This is a genomic window from Clostridium sp. BNL1100 (assembly GCF_000244875.1).
In the GTDB taxonomy this organism is placed as follows: domain Bacteria; phylum Bacillota; class Clostridia; order Acetivibrionales; family DSM-1351; genus Ruminiclostridium.
On sequence record NC_016791.1, the window covers coordinates 1,142,144 to 1,162,217 of the forward strand.

General features: G+C 39.4%; 19 protein-coding genes and 1 pseudogene. All 20 read left to right on the forward strand.

Annotated features, from left to right (window positions below; all coding sequences use genetic code 11):
• Position 1: 1 nt before the first annotated feature.
• The 20 genes and pseudogenes from cobJ (at position 2) to CLO1100_RS04745 (ending at position 20,043) form a co-directional block, all read left to right on the forward strand.
• Positions 2-736, forward strand: a complete 735-nt coding sequence (cobJ, locus tag CLO1100_RS04650; RefSeq protein ID WP_014312594.1) for a precorrin-3B C(17)-methyltransferase — start codon at positions 2-4, stop codon at positions 734-736.
• Positions 737-766: 30 nt separating this feature from the next.
• Positions 767-1,984, forward strand: a complete 1,218-nt coding sequence (gene cobK, locus CLO1100_RS04655; RefSeq protein WP_014312595.1) for a precorrin-6A reductase — start codon at positions 767-769, stop codon at positions 1,982-1,984.
• Between the two features lie 38 nt (positions 1,985-2,022).
• Positions 2,023-2,898 carry a hydroxymethylbilane synthase gene (hemC, locus tag CLO1100_RS04660; RefSeq protein WP_041700373.1) on the forward strand — a complete coding sequence of 292 codons (876 nt, stop codon included), beginning with the start codon at positions 2,023-2,025 and terminating at the stop codon, positions 2,896-2,898.
• A 17-nt stretch (positions 2,899-2,915) separates the two neighbouring features.
• Positions 2,916-4,430 (forward strand): uroporphyrinogen-III C-methyltransferase, encoded by a 1,515-nt coding sequence (cobA, locus tag CLO1100_RS04665; protein WP_014312597.1) that lies wholly within the window; start codon positions 2,916-2,918, stop codon positions 4,428-4,430.
• The gene (gene hemB / locus CLO1100_RS04670) at positions 4,423-5,400 is read left to right on the forward strand and encodes a porphobilinogen synthase (protein ID WP_014312598.1); all 978 of its coding nucleotides are present in this window, start codon (positions 4,423-4,425) and stop codon (positions 5,398-5,400) included. The genes cobA and hemB overlap by 8 nt, the downstream gene beginning before the upstream one ends.
• On the forward strand, positions 5,397-6,701 hold the full coding sequence (gene hemL / locus CLO1100_RS04675; RefSeq protein ID WP_014312599.1) for a glutamate-1-semialdehyde 2,1-aminomutase: 1,305 nt from the start codon (positions 5,397-5,399) through the stop codon (positions 6,699-6,701). Before hemB ends, hemL begins: the two co-directional genes overlap by 4 nt.
• Positions 6,698-7,060 (forward strand): CbiX/SirB N-terminal domain-containing protein, encoded by a 363-nt coding sequence (locus CLO1100_RS04680; RefSeq protein WP_014312600.1) that lies wholly within the window; start codon positions 6,698-6,700, stop codon positions 7,058-7,060. Before hemL ends, CLO1100_RS04680 begins: the two co-directional genes overlap by 4 nt.
• The gene (locus CLO1100_RS04685; protein ID WP_014312601.1) at positions 7,057-8,265 is read left to right on the forward strand and encodes a bifunctional cobalt-precorrin-7 (C(5))-methyltransferase/cobalt-precorrin-6B (C(15))-methyltransferase; all 1,209 of its coding nucleotides are present in this window, start codon (positions 7,057-7,059) and stop codon (positions 8,263-8,265) included. The genes CLO1100_RS04680 and CLO1100_RS04685 overlap by 4 nt, the downstream gene beginning before the upstream one ends.
• Before the next feature lie 16 nt (positions 8,266-8,281).
• Entirely contained in the window at positions 8,282-9,646 is a 1,365-nt protein-coding gene (locus tag CLO1100_RS04690; protein ID WP_014312602.1) for a cobyrinate a,c-diamide synthase, read from the forward strand.
• A 12-nt stretch (positions 9,647-9,658) separates the two neighbouring features.
• On the forward strand, positions 9,659-11,173 hold the full coding sequence (locus tag CLO1100_RS04695) for a cobyric acid synthase (RefSeq protein ID WP_014312603.1): 1,515 nt from the start codon (positions 9,659-9,661) through the stop codon (positions 11,171-11,173).
• 1 nt (position 11,174) lies between these two features.
• Positions 11,175-11,810: a precorrin-8X methylmutase gene (locus CLO1100_RS04700; RefSeq protein WP_014312604.1), complete on the forward strand. Its 636-nt coding sequence runs from the start codon at positions 11,175-11,177 to the stop codon at positions 11,808-11,810.
• 8 nt (positions 11,811-11,818) lie between these two features.
• Entirely contained in the window at positions 11,819-12,781 is a 963-nt protein-coding gene (cbiB, locus tag CLO1100_RS04705) for an adenosylcobinamide-phosphate synthase CbiB (protein WP_014312605.1), read from the forward strand.
• Positions 12,782-12,800: 19 nt separating this feature from the next.
• Entirely contained in the window at positions 12,801-13,871 is a 1,071-nt protein-coding gene (locus tag CLO1100_RS04710) for a histidinol-phosphate transaminase (RefSeq protein ID WP_014312606.1), read from the forward strand.
• 71 nt (positions 13,872-13,942) lie between these two features.
• Positions 13,943-15,172, forward strand: a complete 1,230-nt coding sequence (gene mtnK, locus CLO1100_RS04715; RefSeq protein ID WP_014312607.1) for an S-methyl-5-thioribose kinase — start codon at positions 13,943-13,945, stop codon at positions 15,170-15,172.
• A 13-nt stretch (positions 15,173-15,185) separates the two neighbouring features.
• Entirely contained in the window at positions 15,186-16,274 is a 1,089-nt protein-coding gene (mtnA, locus tag CLO1100_RS04720; RefSeq protein WP_014312608.1) for an S-methyl-5-thioribose-1-phosphate isomerase, read from the forward strand.
• Positions 16,274-17,062: a class II aldolase/adducin family protein gene (locus CLO1100_RS04725; RefSeq protein ID WP_014312609.1), complete on the forward strand. Its 789-nt coding sequence runs from the start codon at positions 16,274-16,276 to the stop codon at positions 17,060-17,062. The genes mtnA and CLO1100_RS04725 overlap by 1 nt, the downstream gene beginning before the upstream one ends.
• Before the next feature lie 177 nt (positions 17,063-17,239).
• Positions 17,240-17,981 (forward strand): annotated as a pseudogene (locus CLO1100_RS21350) (CPBP family glutamic-type intramembrane protease).
• Between the two features lie 179 nt (positions 17,982-18,160).
• Positions 18,161-19,018: an aminoglycoside 6-adenylyltransferase gene (locus CLO1100_RS04735; RefSeq protein ID WP_041700163.1), complete on the forward strand. Its 858-nt coding sequence runs from the start codon at positions 18,161-18,163 to the stop codon at positions 19,016-19,018.
• Positions 19,019-19,059: 41 nt separating this feature from the next.
• Positions 19,060-19,617, forward strand: coding sequence for a hypothetical protein (locus CLO1100_RS04740; protein ID WP_242836724.1), 558 nt, complete (start codon positions 19,060-19,062; stop codon positions 19,615-19,617).
• Between the two features lie 60 nt (positions 19,618-19,677).
• A complete protein-coding gene (locus tag CLO1100_RS04745; protein ID WP_014312612.1) occupies positions 19,678-20,043 on the forward strand; it encodes a YkvA family protein in 366 nt (121 codons plus the stop codon).
• Positions 20,044-20,074: the final 31 nt, after the last annotated feature.

Consider the following 20,074-nt stretch of genomic DNA (forward strand, 5'->3'; position numbering starts at 1 on the left):
CTTGAAACTATACGTTGTGGGCATAGGGCCGGGAGAGGATTGCCAACTTACGGGAAAGGCAATCAGGGCTATTGAGGAAAGTCAGCTGGTGGTGGGATATGACGTTTATATTGATTTAATAAGGCATCTGTTATCTGAAAAGGAGATATTAACGACTCCAATGAAAAGAGAGGTTGACAGATGTAAATTTGCTGTAGAAGCCGCTATGGCAGGAAAAAAAGTGGCGGTGATATCCTCGGGGGATGCAGGAATTTACGGTATGGCAGGTCTGATATATGAGGTGCTGGCGGAATATGAAACAACTACTATACAGGTTGAAGTTATACCGGGTATCACGGCGGCTTCGTCTGCTGCAGCAGTACTTGGAGCTCCGTTGACACATGATTTTGCTGTCATATCCTTAAGTGATCTTCTGACGCCCTGGGAGGTTATTGAAAACAGGTTGAGACTTGCGGCTGAAGCGGGCTTTACAATCTGTATATACAACCCATCCAGTAAAAAGCGTAGTGATTATCTCAAAAAGGCTTGCGAGATAATTTTGTCGGTGGCAGATAAGGATACTCCCTGCGGATATGTACGCAATATAGGACGTGAGGGGCAGACATCAAAAATATTGACTCTGGGGGAATTAGCCCAAGAGCAGGTGGACATGTTTACAACAGTTATTATTGGAAACAAAAATACCCGGGTAATAAATAACCGACTTGTAACTTCAAGAGGCTACAAAGGTATATGAAATCATTGAAAGGCGGAAAACAGTTTACATATGAAGGTGCTTGTTTTTTCAGGAACAACTGAAGGCAGAGAAATATCACAATTCCTTGCAGATAAAGGAGTATCCGTTACTGCCTGCGTTGCAACCGAATACGGAAATATGGTTATGCCAGCTAACAGTCGGATAGAGGTAAGAACAGGAAGGCTATCGGAAGAACAGATAGCCCAAATGGTTGCAGATTATTCATTTGTGATTGATGCGACCCATCCATATGCAGAACTCGTAACTAAAAATATTAAGTCTGCATGCAACAGCGCAGGCGTAGAATATATACGGCTGCTGAGACCGTCAATAGCAGCCGGCAAAGTAATAGAAGTAAATAACACTCACGAAGCAGTAAAGTATTTGAATACAGTAGGATGCAATATTCTTCTTACTACAGGCAGCAAGGAACTGGATGTCTTTACAGGTGTTTCAGACTATGGTACCAGAATATTTGCAAGGGTACTTCCTACCACTGAGGTTGTAGATAAGTGCACAAAGCTGGGCTTTAAAGGTAAAAACCTTATATGTATGCAGGGGCCTTTTTCATATGAAATGAATATTGCCACTTTAAAGCAGACAAAGGCAAAATACCTTGTAACCAAGGACACAGGCTCAGCAGGAGGCTTCCAAGAAAAAATATCTGCGGCTGAAGCCCTTGGAGTGACAGTAGTTCTTATATCCCGTAAAGCTGAAAGTGACGGAATTACAATATCTCATTTAAAAACAGTAATTATGAATAGACTTGGTTTATATAACCAGCCTCAATATGGAAGATTTCCTCTGTTTATTGAATTGACGGGGAAAAAGGTTCTTGTTGCGGGAGGTGGAGAGATTGCAGCCCGAAGAGTAAAAACACTCCTTAATTTCGGAGCAGATATTTATCTGGTATCTCCAAAGCTTACCCCGGAGCTTCAAGAAATGTTAAATCGTAAGCTGTTTAATTACAGAGAAGGATATTATGAACAACTGGACATTCAAAATAAGTTTCTGGCTGTTGCCGCTACAGATGACAGAGAGACTAACCATAAGGTATATCTGGATGCCAAGGAACAGGGTATCCAAATGAGTATAGCGGATTGCAGAGAAGAGTGCAGCTTTTACTTTCCTGCAATATTCGAATTTGATGGTATAGTTGGGGGGCTGGTTTCGAAGAACGGAGATAATCACAGCCTTGTAAGAACGGTAGCTGAAAGGATACGACAAATAGGACAAGCTATGTATTGAGGATTTCATCGTTTAAAGGAAAGGCAATGGTATTTGATATGAAAAAAATCAGAATAGGCAGCAGGGACAGCAAGCTTGCAATTATACAATCAGAGCTGGTAATGGCTGCAATCAGAGAATATGACCCTGATATAGAGCTGGAATTGATTACAATGAAAACTACCGGAGACAGGATTCTGGACAAGACTCTTGATAAAGTGGGAGGAAAGGGCCTTTTCGTCAAGGAATTGGATAATGCACTGTACAATAATGAGGTGGATATCACCGTACACAGTTATAAGGATATGCCTCTGGAAGATAACCCGGAACTGCCTGTGGTAGCCCTGTCAAAGCGTGAAGACCCCAGAGATGCCTTTATTTTGCCTCAAAATGGTGAAAATGAAGAACCTATAGGAAGTTCAAGTCTGAGAAGGCAACTCCAGCTGAAAGAATTGTTTCCGGGTTGTAAAACAGCCCCAATCCGAGGAAATGTGCAAACCCGGCTTAAAAAACTTGACAGCGGTGAGTTTTCAGCCATAGTACTTGCTGCTGCCGGCATTAAGAGACTTGGTCTTGAAAGTCGTATCAGCAGATATTTTTCAATTGATGAAATTCTTCCTGCGGCAAGTCAGGGCATTATAGCAGTACAGGGCAGAGCCGGAGAGAACTTTGATTTTCTGAAGCTGTTCCATAGTGAGGAATCCCTTTGTATTTCACTGGCAGAAAGAACCTTCGTACGAGAAATGAACGGAGGCTGCAGCACCCCAATAGCGGCTTATGCAACCATAAAGGGAAGTGAAATTATTCTAAAGGGCTTGTACTGCAATGAAACTACCGGAGAGTCAAGGAAGGAATTTGTTTCGGGAAGCAGGCATCTTCCTGTGGAATTAGGCTATGAACTGGTAAAAAAGATGGAAAGCTGCAGGATGATTTAAGCGTGGAGGTAAAGGTTATGAAACATGGATTTGTGGCCTTAGTTGGTGCAGGACCGGGAGATAAGGGGCTTATTACATTAAGGGGAGCGGAACTTCTCTCCCAGGCTGATGTGGTAGTGTATGACCGACTGGTATCGGAAGAAATTATTAAAATGATTCCATCTAAGGCAGAAAAGATAGATGTGGGAAAAGAGAATAAATTCCACCCTGTTAAACAGGAAGAAATTAACCAGATACTCCTAAAAAAGTCACTGGAAGGAAATGACGTTATAAGGCTTAAAGGAGGAGATCCTTTCGTATTTGGCAGGGGAGGAGAAGAACTTGAACTCCTGTATGAAAATAATATTCCCTTTGAGGTTGTTCCAGGAGTAACTTCGGCAGTGGCAGCACTGTGCTACGGAGGGATACCGGCTACCCACAGAGATTTTTGTTCTTCGTTGCATATTATTACCGGGCATGCCAGAGAGGGAGGTCAGCTTTCTATTCCATTTAGTGAATTAAAGGAATTAAATGGAACTCTGGTTTTTCTCATGGGATTATCCTCACTATCATATCTGATGAAGGGACTTATTAATGCGGGTATGGATAAGGACATGCCTGCTGCCATAGTAGAGAACGGAACAAGGCCAAACCAGAGAAAACTGGTAGCTACTGTTGGTACATTAGAACAACAGGCTATGGAGTTGGGAATAAAATCTCCTGCCATTATTGCTGTAGGAAAGGTTTGCACTCTTTCTGATAAATTCAATTGGTTTATGAAGAGACCCCTCTTCGGTGCAAAAATACTTGTTACAAGACCTAAGGCATCTTCGGGTACACTTGTGGAAAAGCTTCGTCAACTGGGTGCGGAGCCTGTAGAGTATCCTTGTATAGAGGTGGTACCTATACCACATAATGAAAAACTTTACCGTACTTGTGAAAATCTCAATGAATACGGCTGGATTTTATTTACCAGTAAAAACGGTATACAGATATTTTTTGATTACTTAAATTCAAAAGGACTTGATGCAAGAGTTCTTGCAAATATTAAAATTGGTACGGTTGGAAGTCAGACAGCTAAAGCTTTAAAGGAAGTAGGGCTGATTTCTGATTTTACTCCTGAAATCTTTGACGGTAGTCATCTTGCACTGGGAATTGCAAAGCTTGTTGGAGAAAATGAAAAGGTTCTGATTTGTGATGCAGCAATAGCAAGCGACGACATTGTTAACATTTTTAAAAGCAATAATATCAAATTTGACAGGGTTCCCTTGTACTATACAAATTATATAAATGAAAACAGTGATGAGGTCAGGAAACTGATAGTGGATGGTGAACTTAAATACATAACTTTTACAAGTGCATCAACAGTAGAGGGATTTATAGCATCTATGAAAGATATCTCTTTGGAAAGTCTGACAGCTGTTTGCATCGGAAATCAGACGGCGGAAGCGGCTAAAAAGTATAAACTGAGATATGTAGTAGCTGAAAAATCAACAATTGACTCAATGATAGATAAGCTATTGGAAATAGGAGGCGGCATTATTTATGACTAACAGACCAAGAAGATTGAGAACCAATGAAGTGCTACGAAAAACAGTCAGGGAAACCAGACTGTCAACTGATTCACTCATTCAGCCTCTTTTTATAATAGAGGGTAAAAATATAAAGAAGGAAATCAGCTCTCTGCCCGGACAGTATCATTATAGCCCCGATATGGTAGGGGAAGCAATTGAAAATGCGCTAAAAGCAGATGTTAAATCAGTACTGCTTTTTGGACTCCCGGAGCAAAAGGATGAAAAAGGCTCTGAAGCATACAATGAAAACGGAGTATTGCAGCAGGGGATACGTGAAATAAAGCAGAGGTATCCCCAGATGCAGGTAATAACGGATATTTGCATGTGTGAATACACATCTCACGGTCACTGCGGAATTTTGGAGGGCGAGAGGGTCGATAATGATAGAACACTACCCTATCTTGAAAAGATAGCTTTGTCCCATGCAAGGGCAGGAGCGGACATGGTAGCTCCGTCGGATATGATGGACGGCAGGATATATGCACTTAGAACGGCTCTGGACAAGAACGGATTTACAGACATTCCTGTCATGTCATATGCCGTAAAATATGCCTCGTCATTTTACGGGCCATTCCGTGAGGCTGCAGGCTCGGCGCCTGCATTCGGAGACCGCAAAAGCTATCAGATGGATTATCATAACAGACGTGAAGCTATAAAGGAAGCACTTCTTGATGTTGAAGAAGGTGCGGATATATTGATGGTTAAGCCTGCACTATCGTATCTGGATGTTATAAAGGAAGTCAGGGAAAAAACTCAGTTGCCTCTGGCAGCCTACAGTGTAAGCGGTGAATATGCCATGATTAAGGCTGCCGCTGCTCAAGGACTGATTGATGAATACGGTGTAATGTGTGAAAGTACAGTCAGCATTTTCAGGGCCGGTGCAGATATACTTATAACCTATTTTGCCGGAGAAATTTCCCAAGCAATTAAGAAAGGGGATATAGGATGAAATCAAGTTCAGATTTATTTGAAAGAGCAAAGAAAGTAATTCCGGGTGGTGTTAACAGCCCGGTAAGAGCATTTCGTGCCGTGGACTCAAACCCTTTATTCATAAGCCGTGCAAAAGGTTCAAAGATTTATGATGTGGAGGAAAGAGAGTATATCGACTACGTCTGTTCATGGGGGCCTATGATTTTAGGCCATAGCAATGAACTTATACTGAAAAATGTTGAAAAGGTAATGTATAACGGACTTAGCTTTGGAGCACCTGTTGAAGCCGAGGTACAAATAGCAGAGATGATAGTTTCCATGGTGCCCGGAGTTGAAATGGTCAGAATGGTGAACAGCGGAACAGAAGCGGTTATGAGTGCTATTCGGCTGGCAAGGGGCTTTACAAAGAGGGACAAGATTATTAAGTTTGAGGGCTGCTACCACGGACACAGTGACAGTATGCTTGTAAAGGCAGGCTCAGGTGTACTGACTGCCGGAGTCCCTGACAGTCTGGGAGTACCACGGAACGTAGCGGGAGATACATTAACTGCTGTTTACAATAATATTTCCAGTGTTGAACGGTTATTCGAAGAAAATAAGAATCAAATAGCAGCTGTAATTATAGAGCCTGTTGCAGCAAATATGGGAGTTATTCCTCCGCAAGAAGGTTTTTTGAAAGAGTTGGCATGTATTTGCCGTCAAAACTCAGCATTGCTTATTTTTGACGAGGTTATTACAGGCTTTCGCCTTGGGGCAGGAGGAGCGCAGGAGTATTTGGGAGTTGATGCGGATATTGTGACCTTCGGAAAAATAATAGGCGGTGGTATGCCGGTGGGTGCTTACGCAGGAAGAAAAGAAATAATGGAACATGTGGCACCCTGCGGAGGTGTTTATCAGGCGGGAACACTTTCCGGGAATCCGGTTGCAATGGCAGCAGGACTTTCACAGCTTGAGATTTTGAAAAGCAAGCCTGAAATATATGAGGACATAAATAAAAAGGCTGAAGTTTTAGGAAATGGACTGGAAAAAATAATACAGAAATATAAGGTGCCAGTTACATTGAACAGAGTTGGCTCTTTGCTTTGTATGTTTTTCTCTCAAAACCCGGTTACCAACTATCAGGAGGCTAAACAAAGCAATACCAAGCATTATGCTGCCATTTTTAAGAGTATGCTAAGCAAAGGAATTTATCTGGCACCATCGCAGTTTGAGGCAATGTTCGTAAGTACCGTACATTCTTATGAGGATATTGATACTACCTTAAAAGCTGCTGAAGAAAGCTTAGTTGAAAATATAGCTTTAACGGAGGAACTATTATGAAGGCAATACTGATTCTTGCTCATGGAAGCCGTGAAAAGGAAACTCTGGAAACTTTGCATAAGGTAACAGATATGACAAAAGTGCAGCTCCCAGAAGTTTTGATTGAGACCGCATATATGGAATTCTGTGACATAAATCTGGAAAAGGGACTTGATATGCTTATTGAAAAGGGTGCTGATGATATAACAGTAGTACCGTATTTTCTTTTTGAAGGAATACATATCAGAGAGGATATACCCGGAGAGATAAAGGAATACCTTGAAAAACATCCCGGGATTAAAGTGACTTTAGGAAATACCCTGGGAGCTGACCCAAGACTTGCAGATGTTCTGGCAGACCGAATCAGAGAGGCATTATGAAAAAGAAATTGTATATAATCGGTGCAGGAACAGGCTCGGAGGATTTTCTGACTCAGAGAGCCTTGAAACTGATGGAAAGCTGTGATGTCATATACAGTACTGCGTACAGATTTTTATCGGATACCCGAAGGAAGGTTATAGAGTGTCCTGTAACAGAAATACCAAAGTTGATTGAGGCTTCTGAAGGTCAGAATATAGTATTGCTGGTTTCAGGAGATACCGGGTTTTTTAGTATTGCAGGAAGCTTGTCAGAAAAACTGGAGGATAAATTTGATATTGAAGTGGTATGTGGTATAAGTAGCCTTCAATATTTTTGTTCAAAAACTGGAAACAGTTATGAAAAAATAAAGGTTGTCAGCCTCCACGGACGGGACGAAAACGTACTGGGGCCAATATCATACAATTCAAAGGTGTTCGTGCTTACCGGAGGGGAAAATAAAGCACATACAATATGCAAAAGTCTGTCAGACAATGGTTTGGCAGAAATAAAAGCAATCGTCGGAGAAAATTTGTCAATGCCGGAGGAACGGATAGTAAGTGGAACGGTGAAAGAATTAGCCGGGTATACCTTTGATAATCTAGCAGTTATGCTGCTGGAAAATCCAAATTATGTTAACTACCATATTCCACTCAGCGACGAAGATTTTGAACGTGGAAAGGTTCCAATGACAAAGGAAGAAGTACGTGCCATCACTCTTGCAAAGCTGGCAGTTGAACCCTGTGATATTGTGTTTGATATTGGAGCAGGAACCGGCTCGGTTGCAGTTGAAATGGCAAGAAGGGCCTTTGACGGCAGTGTTTATGCCATAGAAAAGAATCCTGAGGCTCTGGAGCTAATATGCAAAAATAGAGTGAAGCTTGGTGCATATAATGTCAAGGTAGTTTCAGGAACTGCACCGGATATATTTGCAGAACTTCCAGTACCTGACAGAGCATTTATAGGTGGGAGCAGTGGCAATATGGCTGAAATAGTCGGTGGGCTCATGGCGATAAATCCCAGGATACATATTGTAGCCAATACAATTACAATCGAAAGTCTCAATGGTGCCATTAATTCATTCGAAGAAAATGGCTTTGAAACAGAAGTGGTATGTATTAATTCGTCTGTTTCCAAAAAGGTTGGCAGATACCATATGATGAATGCAAATAACCCGGTATATATTATTACAGGCAAAAAAGCACATAAAGAGGATAAAATCCTTTAGGGGGGTGGTTACAATCATGACGTGCAAAACTGCCAGAATTATGATAGCAGGAACAGGAAGCGGATGCGGTAAAACTACGGTTACCTGCGGAATACTAAATGCATTGGTCAACAGGGGGATTAGAACCTCTGCTTTCAAGTGCGGGCCTGATTACATCGACCCAATGTTTCACACTGAAATAACAGGTATCAAGTCCCGGAATCTGGACACATTTCTCTTGGGAGAAAATAACCTGAAGTATCTTCTGGACAAAAATTCTTTTGGAAATGATATTTCTGTTATAGAAGGGGTTATGGGATTTTATGATGGACTGGGAAATGATGGTAGTCATTCGTCTTATTCCATTAGCTGCCTTACAAGGACACCTGTAGTATTGGTGGTTGACCCCAAGGGAATGGCTCTTTCCATATCGGCAGTAATAAACGGATTCAGGGATTTTATGACTGAAAATAATATTAAGGGTGTTATTATAAATTCCGTTTCACCCGGACTTTATCAGATGTACAAGCCAATGATAGAGGAAAAGACCGGAATCAGGGTACTGGGTTTTTTACCGTCTATGCCGGAGGCTGTCATTGAAAGCAGACATCTGGGACTTGTCACAGCGGATGAAATAAAAGATATCCGAAAAAAGCTGAATATAATGGCAAAAAATGCAGAGGAGTTCATTGATATTGATGGGCTTGTGAGGTTGGCACAAACAGCCGGAACTATGGAATATGACCCTGTTTCCGTTGAGGAAAAATATAGCTGTAATATTGCCGTGGCAAAGGACAGGGCATTTTGCTTCTACTATGAGGACAGCCTTGAGCTGCTGAGGGAAATGGGAGCGGAGCTTACATATTTTTCACCCCTTGAAGATAAAAGATTACCTGACAATATACACGGACTAATATTGGGAGGCGGCTATCCCGAATTGTATGCAGAAAAATTAAGTGGGAATAAAACCATGCTAAAGAGCATAAAGGAGACCGTTTCAAAGGGGTTGCCGACATATGCGGAGTGCGGAGGCTTTATGTATCTTCAGCAATCAATCTCAGATAAGCTAAACAACAAATATTCCATGACCGGGCTTCTTGACGGAAACAGCATAATGAGTGAGAGGCTGTCCCGATTCGGTTATGCAACTCTTATAGCGAAAGAGGACAATCTGTTCTGTAAGAAAGGTGAGAGTATTAACGCTCACGAATTTCATTACAGTGACAGTGACAACAACGGGAACAGCTTTGAGTCAGTAAAGCCGGATGGCAAAAGAAAATGGGAGTGCATTTTTGCATCAGATACACTGTTTGCAGGCTATCCTCACATACATTTCTATGGAAATACGAAGTTTGCGGAAGGGTTTTTGCAAAAATGCTGTAATTTTAGTAAACACACTTAGGAGATGATTTCTATGGCAAAACCAATTATGATTCAGGGAACAATGTCAAATGCGGGCAAGAGCTTGCTGACAGCCGGATTGTGCCGTATATTTGCACAGGATGGCTATAGAGTGGCACCTTTTAAATCACAGAACATGGCCCTGAACTCATATATTACGGCTGACGGCTCAGAAATGGGGCGGGCTCAGGTAGTACAGGCCGAAGCGGCAGGAAAGGCTCCTGACGTAAGAATGAATCCCATTTTACTAAAGCCTACAAGTGAAAAGGGTTCACAGGTGATTTTGGGGGGACAACCAATAGGAAACATGACTGCAACAGAGTATTATGCATACAAGCATAATCTGCTGCCCCATATAAAAAGGGCTTATGAAAGCCTTTCAGAGGAAAATGATATTATAGTTATTGAAGGTGCAGGCAGTCCTGCAGAGATAAATTTAAAGCGGGATGATTTTGTAAACATGGGACTGGCAAAGATGTTGAAAGCTCCTGTACTAATTGCAGGGGATATAGACAGGGGAGGTGTTTTTGCATCTTTGTACGGAACAGTTATGCTGTTTGATGAAGATGAGAGGAAACATGTCAAGGGAACAATAATCAATAAATTCAGAGGAGATGTAGAAATTTTAAAACCGGGCCTTGATATGCTTTGTGATATTATACATGTTCCGGTTGTTGGTGTTGTACCATATCTTCAGGTTGATATAGACGATGAAGACAGCCTCTCTGAAAGATTTTCCAAACAGGGGTCGTTAGGACTTATAGATATTGCCGTAATCAAACTTCCCAGGATTTCCAATTTTACTGACTTTAATGCACTTGAGCATATTGAATGTACAAGCGTAAGATATGTATCAGGTGTCAATGAGTTGGGAAACCCTGATTTGATAATTATTCCGGGCAGTAAGAATACCATGGGCGATTTGAAATGGATGAGAGAAAACGGACTGGAAGTGTGTATTCACAAGCACGCAGCAAAAAATAAGCCTGTATTCGGAATATGCGGAGGTTACCAGATGTTGTGTGAAAATCTCAGTGACCCGTATGGTGTTGAACATGGTGGGGAAATGAAGGGTATGGGTCTGTTAAAATCCAGCACTGTATTTGAAAAAGAAAAAACACGTACAAGAGTTACAGGTGTTTTTGATGAAGTGGGAGGGATATTTAAGGGCCTTAGGGGAAAAACATTTGAAGGCTATGAAATACATATGGGTTATACTGCTTCTGAGGCAGGAAACGAAGGTGATTCATCTCTTAGCAATCTGACTGAAATCAATGGAAATGAAAAGCCTGACGGTATGCAAAACGGGAATATTTACGGCACATATGTCCACGGAGTTTTTGACAGTGATGAAATACTTTCAGAGATTGCAGCGGCATTGATGAAGGAAAAAGGTCTTGAATATGAGAAACATACTTCCTTTAATTTTAAGGAATATAAGGAAAAGCAGTATGACCTGTTGGCTGACGCTTTAAGAGAATCTCTTGATATGAAATATATTTACAAAGTTATTGAGGAAGGAATCTGATATGGAAGTAATGAGACCAATGGAAATAGAAAATAAGAGCTTTGAGATTATCGGCCGTGAGCTGGGAGACCGGGTACTTGACAAGTATTGTGAGCCTGTAATAAAGAGAGTCATTCACACCACTGCTGATTTTGAATACGCAGACAATCTGGTGTTTTCAGAGGGTGTCATTGAAAAATCTGTGGAAATCTTAAAAGCAGGTGCTTGTATTGTCACAGATACTCAAATGGCCATGGCAGGAATAAATAAGGCTGCTGCTGCACGCTGCGCCTGTGAGGTCATGTGCTTTATGTCCCATACGGATGTGGCGGAGAAGGCTTTGGCAGAGGGAACAACCAGAGCCGCCATATCCATGAGAAAGGCTGCCGAGATAGAAAAACCTCTTGTTATAGTAGTTGGAAATGCACCTACCGCATTAATTGAGCTTAATAGCCTGATAAATGAAGGTAAGGTTGAGCCTAAACTCATAATTGGTGTTCCAGTAGGTTTTGTAAACGTTGTTGAATCAAAGGAATTGATAATGAAGCAAAATATTCCTTTTATAGTAGCCAGAGGCCGTAAGGGTGGAAGTAACGTGGCAGCTGCAATAGTTAATGCCTTGCTGTATATGGCTTCTCCGAGAGATATAAATCAATAGGAGGCTATATGAAAATAATAATTGAAGTTGCCATTGGCTTTATACTGGATCTGATTTTTGGTGACCCCCCATGGCTGCCTCATCCCATAAGACAGATGGGGTGGTTTATTTCAAAGGGTGAGAATCTGCTAAGAAAGGTATTTCCAAAATCACAAAAAGGTGAGTTTATGGCAGGAGCCGTTCTTGCCATAATAATTACGGTGTTTTCATTCATTATACCGTTTTTGCTATTGTATTTTCTAAGCAGGTTAAGTACATATGTTGAAGTGGCTGTTGCATCCCTGTTCTGTTATCAGATTCTTGCAACAAAAAGCTTGAAGACCGAGAGTATGAGGGTTTATTATCATCTCAAAAACCATGACCTGACAAACGCAAGGAAGTATTTATCATGGATAGTAGGACGTGATACTCAAAACCTGACTGACGAGGGGATAACCAAAGCTGCGGTTGAAACGGTTGCTGAAAATACATCCGATGGAGTAATTGCACCTTTAATATTTCTGGTGATTGGCGGTGCACCTCTCGGCTTTTTATACAAGGCTTTTAATACAATGGATTCAATGATAGGTTACAAGAATGACAGGTACCTTTATTTTGGCAGGTTTGCAGCAAGGTTTGACGATGTTTTGAATTTTATCCCTGCCGTTCTATCTGCATATATGATGATAGCGGCTAGTTTTGTCTGTGGATTGGACTATAAAAATGCACTCAGGATATACAAGAGGGATAAAAGGAATCATTCCAGTCCCAACAGTGCAAAGACAGAAGCTGTATGTGCAGGAGCACTGAATGTACAGTTGGCCGGAGATGCGTATTACTTTGGAAAGCTTGTAAAGAAAAAAACCATTGGCGATAGTAACAGAAATATAAAAACAGATGATATAAAAACAACCAATAAGCTCATGTACACAACCGCATTTATAGCATTTGTTATTCTATGCGGATTCAGGTTAATTATTTTATTTATATGATTTTTATCAGGAGGGATTAATGAAAAAGCTTGTTCATGGGGGAGATATTTATAGTAAAAGAAATTTACCGGAAAATTTAAAGCTGATTGATTTTTCTGCCAATATTAATCCTTTAGGGTTACCGGATGGTGTAAAAAAGGCCATCGTCAATGGCATCGATGATTTTTGTAACTATCCTGATCCCTTATGCAGAGAATTGAAAAAGGAAATCTCTGCTTATGTAAAGGTACCTGAAGAGTATATATTCTGTGGCAACGGAGCAGCTGATGTAGTATATAGAATTGCTTCTGCTATAAGGCCGGAGAAAGTACTTCTTACCGCACCTACATTTTCCGAGTATGAGGAGGCGGTAAAACTACTTGGCAGCGATGTTAAGTATTATTATCTGCTGAAGGAAAAGAATTTTAAGATTGATATTGATATACTTGATAAAATAACTTCTGATATCAGTCTTATGTTTTTATGCAACCCCAATAATCCCACAGGTGTTTTAGCAGATAAGGAAACGGTTCTGAAAATCGCTGATAAATGTAAGTCAACAAAGACCATTCTGGTAGTTGACGAATGTTTTATGGATTTTTTGGATATTCCACAGGATTATAGTGTTATGGACAGTCTTGACACTTATAAAAATATAATTGTCCTGAAAGCATTTACAAAAATATATGCAATGGCTGGAATCCGCTTAGGATACGGAATATGTTCAGATGCAAATGTCATAGAAGGGTTGCACAGGGCAGGTCAGCCTTGGAATGTGTCTGTAGCTGCTCAGAAGTGTGGGGTTGCTGCACTTAAAGAAATAGATTATGTTAACCGAACAAGAGAACTAATTAAATATAACAGAATATTTTTGGAAAATAGCCTTATAAAGCTTGGATTTGAAGTTGTAAATTCACAAGCAAATTATATTTTATTCAGAACAGAGATAAAATCACTTCCCAATGAACTCGAAAAATTTGGCATATTGATACGCTCCTGTGGCAATTATAAAGGACTGGATGAAACATATTTCAGGATTGCCGTAAAATCAAAAGAAGATAATGAATATCTTGTAAATTGCATAAAGAAAATGTTGTCGCCTTTACACTAATTATCAGAATGTGGTAAAATTTAGTAAAGGCATTACTTTATCTTACTTTTTTCAAAAGGAGAAAATTACATATGTCGAAATTTGATAAGTATTTTTTAATGAGTCCATCGGATGCAGCTGATTATGCAGCGGAAAAGCTCAGTATATTTTGCTGCGATTCGGAACTTGACAGCAAAGAAATAGGTGATGGAAATCTGAATTATGTATTTCGGGTATGGGACAAAAAATCTAATAAATCAGTGATAATAAAACAAGCGGGTTATACTGCAAGAATTTCTGACGATTTCAAGCTTTCCCCTGATCGTAACAGAATTGAGGCAGAAACGCTTAGATTTCAGGGCGATTTAGCACCGGGCCTTGTACCGGTAGTATATAAATATGACGATATTATGAGCTGCTGTTCTATGGAGGACCTGTCCGAGTATACAATCATGAGACAAGCACTTCTTCAACATAAGATTTTTCCCAATTTTGCGGAACATATCACAACATTTATGGTCAATACTTTACTCTTAACATCAGATGTCTTTTTAAACCATCAGGAAAAAAAATCACTTGTTAAAAGCTATACAAACCCGGAACTTTGCGAAATAACAGAGGATTTGGTGTACACCGAGCCATTTAATGATTATAAGCATCGTAATGATGTATTTCCACCAAACCTTGCTTGGGTAAAAAAAGAGCTTTATAGCGATAATGAGCTAAAACTAGAGGTTGCAAAATTAAAGTTTGAATTTCTTACAAACGCACAAGCTTTAATTCACGGTGACTTGCACACCGGTTCTATATTTGTAAATGAAAATTCAACAAAGGTAATAGATCCTGAATTTGCATTTTATGGGCCTATGGGTTATGACATTGGTAACATAATCGCAAATATGATATTTGCCTGGATAAATGCAGATGCTACTATGGAAAATGAGGAGAAGTGTATTAACTTCAAGAATTGGGTTGAGAATACCATTTGTGAAATTATTGATAAATTCAAAGCAAAATTCCTGAAAGTATGGAAGGAAGAAGCCAAAGAAATTCTGGCAAAAACCCCTGGCTTTGCCGAGTGGTATTTAAGTCAGGTAATACATGACACTGCAGCAGTAGCAGGGCTTGAACTATGCAGGCGTATCGTAGGTATGGCACATGTTAAGGACATTACTTCCATAGAAAATGAAAGTGCAAGATTACGTGCAGAACGTTTTTGTATAACTGTTGCAAAACGATACATAAAGAACAATAAAAGCTATATATTTGGAGAACAGTTTGTAAATACCCTAAAAGAGGTGGAAAACGAATTTCCGGGATAGGAGAGGTTACAAAATGACAAATACCACAAAAAATGTTTACGATATGGAAACTGTTTTGCTGGATGATGCCAACAGTGAATTGATAATCATAGATCAGACTTTGCTTCCCACTGAAACTGTTTTTTTAAAATTAAAAACTCAGGAAGAAATGTGGGAAGCCATATATAAGTTAAGGGTAAGAGGTGCTCCTGCAATCGGGGTTGCGGCGGCATACGGGATTTACCTTGGAGCCAAGGCCTTAAAAGCTCAAGAGTATGATGGATTTTATTCCGAATTCATAAGGCTCAAGAAATATCTTGCATCCTCCAGACCCACGGCTGTTAATCTGTTCTGGGCACTTGACAGAATGGATGAATGTGTAAAAAGAAGTAAGGAAAAAACAGTAGATGATATAAAGGTTGAGCTGCTGAAGGAGTCTCATAAAATAAAGGAAGAGGATACATGGGTGTGCAGAAGTATAGGCGAATATGGTCTTGCACTACTAAAGCCGGGTATGGGGATTCTCACCCATTGCAATGCGGGACAGCTTGCAACATCCAAATACGGAACCGCATTGGCACCAATATATGTAGGTCAGGAAAAGGGATATAACCTGAAGGTTTTTGCCGATGAAACCAGACCGCTTCTTCAGGGAGCCAGATTAACCGCTTATGAATTAAATAAGGCTGGTGTGGATGTAACACTTATTTGTGATAATATGGCTTCAGCAGTTATGAAGAACGGATGGGTTCAAGCAATATTTGTGGGGTGCGACAGAGTTGCGGCCAACGGTGATACTGCAAATAAGATAGGGACTTCGGGAGTAGCCATATTGGCAAAAAACTATAATATTCCTTTCTACGTTTGTGCGCCAACGTCAACAATTGACATGAGTTGTGCTTCGGGGAAAGATATATGCATAGAGGAGCGTAATCCCAAAGAGGTTACTGAAATGTGGTATGAAAAAAGAATGGCGCCAAAGGATATTAAAGTTTTTAATCCTGCTTTTGACGTTACAGATGAAAAATTTATTACAGGAATAATAACTGAATTTGGTATAGCTAAAACTCCCTATAATGAATCTCTAAAAGAAATATTTAATCGTAAAAGAGGTATGGTGTAATGGTAGAAACTAAATATCTTACTGATGAGGAAGCCGCACATGCCATAGTTGAAGTTGGAAAGAGAATGTATTTAAAGGGCTTTGTAGCTTCTAATGACGGTAACATAAGCATTAAGACCGGCGAAAATGAAATCTTGACAACTCCTACAGGTGTTTCCAAAGGATACATGACTCCAGAAATGCTGGTGAAAGTGGATTTGAAGGGACAGGTTATATCCGGCAACACAAAACCCTCATCAGAATTGAAAATGCACCTGCGAGTATATAGTGAAAATCCTGAAGTAATGGCTGTAACCCACGCACATCCTCCGGTAGCAACTTCCTTTGCAATTGCAGGGATTGAACTGGACAGGGCTATTTTGCCTGAAGCAGTAGTAAATTTGGGGACTGTTCCCATAGCTCCCTATGCTACCCCGGGCAGTCAGGCTGTTCCAGACTCAATAGCACCCTATTGCCGGGAGTTCAATGCGGTACTTCTTGCAAACCATGGAGCTGTAACGTGGGGCAAGGATGTATTCGAGGCGTATCACCGCCTTGAGTCGCTGGAGTACTATGCCACTGTATTAATGTACACCGGAAATATAATCGGAAAAGCCAATGAACTTAGTTCCAAGCAGATTTCACAGTTGGTTGAAATCCGCCGGAAACTTGGAATTAATACAGGTGGAACACCGAAAGGTAAGGATATGGAATACAATACAGGTGATAATTTACCTGATGAATTTTTAATCCGTGATATTGTTGAACAGGTAACAAGTACTGTGCTAAAGAATTATAAAAGCAAATAAACCATAAGAGATAAATTCTTATATAAATTAGAGTGGAAAAAGTGGGATCAAGGATTATTTTAACATAAGTAATGTTTCAAATAGTACGAACTAAAGATTATTTATATTTGTGCGGGGCGCAGCTTTGAAGTACCGTTAAAATTTAACGGATACTTCAAAAGGTGAGGTGAAGAAATCGTGACAGACAAAAAAATTATAGTACAATTTATATTGCTGACATTTTGCATAGCCTACCTTGTGTCAGGCGTTTTGATTATTCTTGGGCAATTCGGATATTCAGTTCACAATTGGGTTCACTCATTACAGCAATTCGGGATGAATATTCCTTTTGCAATCTATATTTTGTCGCCCACTATTACTTCATATATCGTTCTGAAGAAAAATAACAAAATAGCAAATTTGAGGGAATGGTTGAAAACTGTTTTTTACGCCAAAAATAACATATCTCTTTATTTGTTCGTTGTTGCAGGGCTTGCACTGTATTTTTTGATACATATTGTAGTTTCAGGCCGCACGGAAATGGTACTTAGCTGGCTGGATGTACACACTGCAGCCTGAGCTTGACAAAAAATATGGCTTTGTTTTATCTTCTGTTTCTGTTGGAATCATTTGGATTTTGTGGCATATCCCTCTCTTCTTCATACCGGGGACAAATCACGGAGAGGGACTCATTAACTTTTGGATGTTTGCAATTCAACTTATTGCGTTTCGGTTTTTCAACGGGGCAATCTACAAAATATCAGGAAAAGGACGTGTGTTTATGTGCGTATTATTCCACACCATGTTCAATGCGGCATCTTCCATCTTTGGCACCATAACTATAACTTGGGCTGGAACCATTGCCGCAAATGCTGTGATTGTTCTTGTTTCAATTGTAACCGTTGTCATATACGACAAAAAGAACAGGATAAAAGTATAAGCATTATACGAAGTTAAGTTATGTTATTATATTTATATATCAAGAGAATGATTCTATTAACATACATTCGGTTGATAGAATGTGCGTTTTTATGTGCAAATTAGAGCATAGTAGACATGTAAATAAGTATTAGGAATTCTTGTAAATTGAGTATTGGATATATTTACCGGGGTGGAAACATGCGAACAGAACAGGAAATGTTTGATTTAATATTAGATGTTGCGAAAGCTGATGAGCGTATCCGAGCAGTTTATATGAATGGTTCACTGGCGAATCCGAATATAAAAAAGGATAAATATCAGGATTATGATATTGTTTATGTTGTAGCTGAAACTGAATCGTTCTTGATAGACAAGAATTGGATTTCGGTTTTCGGAGAAATCGCAATGGTGCAGGAACCTGATTCCAACGATTTTGGGTGGGGAGAAAATACAGACTATAGTCGTTCTTATTGTTGGTTAATGCTTTTCAAAGACGGTAACCGTATTGATTTACATATACAAGTCAAAGAAGTAATGAATGAAGAATACACAACAGACAGTTTAACTGTTCCACTTTTAGATAAGGATAATATTTTACCACAAATACCGCCTGCAAATGATAAAGGCTATTGGATACAAAAACCTAACAAGTCCAAATATGATGCCTGTTGCAATGAATTTTGGTGGTGTCTTAACAATGTTGCAAAGGGTATTGTACGAGACCAATTTCCCTATGCCATGAGAATGTATAATGAAATAGTTCACAAAGAGCTTGATAGAATGATTGAGTGGTATATCGGTACAAAAACAGAATTTTCTGTTTCAGTTGGAATGTGGGGAAAATATTTTAAAAAGTATCTTCCAGCAGAGACTTACGAGTTATATACAAAAACCTATTTAAATTACGAAAAGCTCTGGACGGCAATTTTTGCAGCTTGTGAACTTTTTCGTACTGTTGCTTCTGAGGTAGGCAGACACTTCGGGTATGTATATAACCAAAGCGACGATTACAATATGATGAAATATTTGACTAAAATGAAAAATAACGAAAGTTAATAACGGAAATAGAGACTATGCATTGCAACTATTTTAGAGGTGTGAATTTGAGAGTAATATTAGGTGCTGGGCAAACAAGATATGATGGTTGGATATCAACTCAGGAAAATGAGTTAAATTTACTTTCTATAGATGATTGGAATAGATTATTTTCAGAAAAAAGTATAGATGTTATGTTGGCAGAACACGTATGGGAACATTTAACATACGAAGAGGGTATATTAGCTGCAATAAACTGTTATAAATATTTAAAACCGGGTGGTTATATTCGATGCGCTGTTCCTGATAAAAACTTCCGTAACGATTGGTATCAAAATATGGTTCAAGTGGGTGGCCCGGGATCTATCGAACATCCTGCTGCTACTCATAAAATAGTTTATGATTATCAAACTTTAGAAAATGTATTTAAAAGTGCAGGTTTTATAGTTTCATTGCTTGAATACTGTGATGAAACTGGAAATTTTTATTATACATATTGGAACGAGAACGATGGAATGATTGGACGTTCTTTCAGATTTGACACAAGAAATTCTATAGAAAAGCTTGGTATGGTTTCAATTATTATTGATGCAAAGAAACCTCTTATTATTAAAGTTTAATTTTAAATGGGTATGGAAAACTTAAAAGTAAAAGATAGGCTTAGTTTTTGAGGGTTTTTTATGAAAATTAGAGAGAGAGCAAAGCAACTAAAAAAAGATATTCCAGCAGTTTTTTTGGCATTGAATAAAAAAGAAACACCCTGGTTAGCAAGGATTTTAGGAATTATAACAATAGGATATGCTTTGTCTCCAATTGACCTAATTCCTGATTTCATTCCTATTCTTGGATATCTTGATGATGTAATAATATTACCGTTACTGGTAGCAGCAACGGTAAAGGCTATACCAAGAGAGTTAATTGAACAATGCCGGCTTGAATCAGAGCAGTTATGGAAAGATGGTAAACCTAAAAGATGGTATTTTGCAATACCAATAATACTAATATGGGTTATAATTGTTGCTTTAATTATAAAAGCATTATTATAATTGCGAATTAATAATAAGGATTTTATCTCTA

Coding starts and splice junctions, on each gene's coding strand:
- cobK (WP_014312595.1), top strand. CDS start 767: ATGAAGGTGCTTGTTTTTTCAGGAACAACTGAAGGCAGAGAAATATCA.
- hemC (WP_041700373.1), top strand. CDS start 2,023: ATGAAAAAAATCAGAATAGGCAGCAGGGACAGCAAGCTTGCAATTATA.
- cobA (WP_014312597.1), top strand. CDS start 2,916: ATGAAACATGGATTTGTGGCCTTAGTTGGTGCAGGACCGGGAGATAAG.
- hemB (WP_014312598.1), top strand. CDS start 4,423: ATGACTAACAGACCAAGAAGATTGAGAACCAATGAAGTGCTACGAAAA.
- hemL (WP_014312599.1), top strand. CDS start 5,397: ATGAAATCAAGTTCAGATTTATTTGAAAGAGCAAAGAAAGTAATTCCG.
- CLO1100_RS04680 (WP_014312600.1), top strand. CDS start 6,698: ATGAAGGCAATACTGATTCTTGCTCATGGAAGCCGTGAAAAGGAAACT.
- CLO1100_RS04685 (WP_014312601.1), top strand. CDS start 7,057: ATGAAAAAGAAATTGTATATAATCGGTGCAGGAACAGGCTCGGAGGAT.
- CLO1100_RS04690 (WP_014312602.1), top strand. CDS start 8,282: ATGACGTGCAAAACTGCCAGAATTATGATAGCAGGAACAGGAAGCGGA.
- CLO1100_RS04695 (WP_014312603.1), top strand. CDS start 9,659: ATGGCAAAACCAATTATGATTCAGGGAACAATGTCAAATGCGGGCAAG.
- CLO1100_RS04700 (WP_014312604.1), top strand. CDS start 11,175: ATGGAAGTAATGAGACCAATGGAAATAGAAAATAAGAGCTTTGAGATT.
- cbiB (WP_014312605.1), top strand. CDS start 11,819: ATGAAAATAATAATTGAAGTTGCCATTGGCTTTATACTGGATCTGATT.
- CLO1100_RS04710 (WP_014312606.1), top strand. CDS start 12,801: ATGAAAAAGCTTGTTCATGGGGGAGATATTTATAGTAAAAGAAATTTA.
- mtnK (WP_014312607.1), top strand. CDS start 13,943: ATGTCGAAATTTGATAAGTATTTTTTAATGAGTCCATCGGATGCAGCT.
- mtnA (WP_014312608.1), top strand. CDS start 15,186: ATGACAAATACCACAAAAAATGTTTACGATATGGAAACTGTTTTGCTG.
- CLO1100_RS04725 (WP_014312609.1), top strand. CDS start 16,274: ATGGTAGAAACTAAATATCTTACTGATGAGGAAGCCGCACATGCCATA.
- CLO1100_RS04735 (WP_041700163.1), top strand. CDS start 18,161: ATGCGAACAGAACAGGAAATGTTTGATTTAATATTAGATGTTGCGAAA.
- CLO1100_RS04745 (WP_014312612.1), top strand. CDS start 19,678: ATGAAAATTAGAGAGAGAGCAAAGCAACTAAAAAAAGATATTCCAGCA.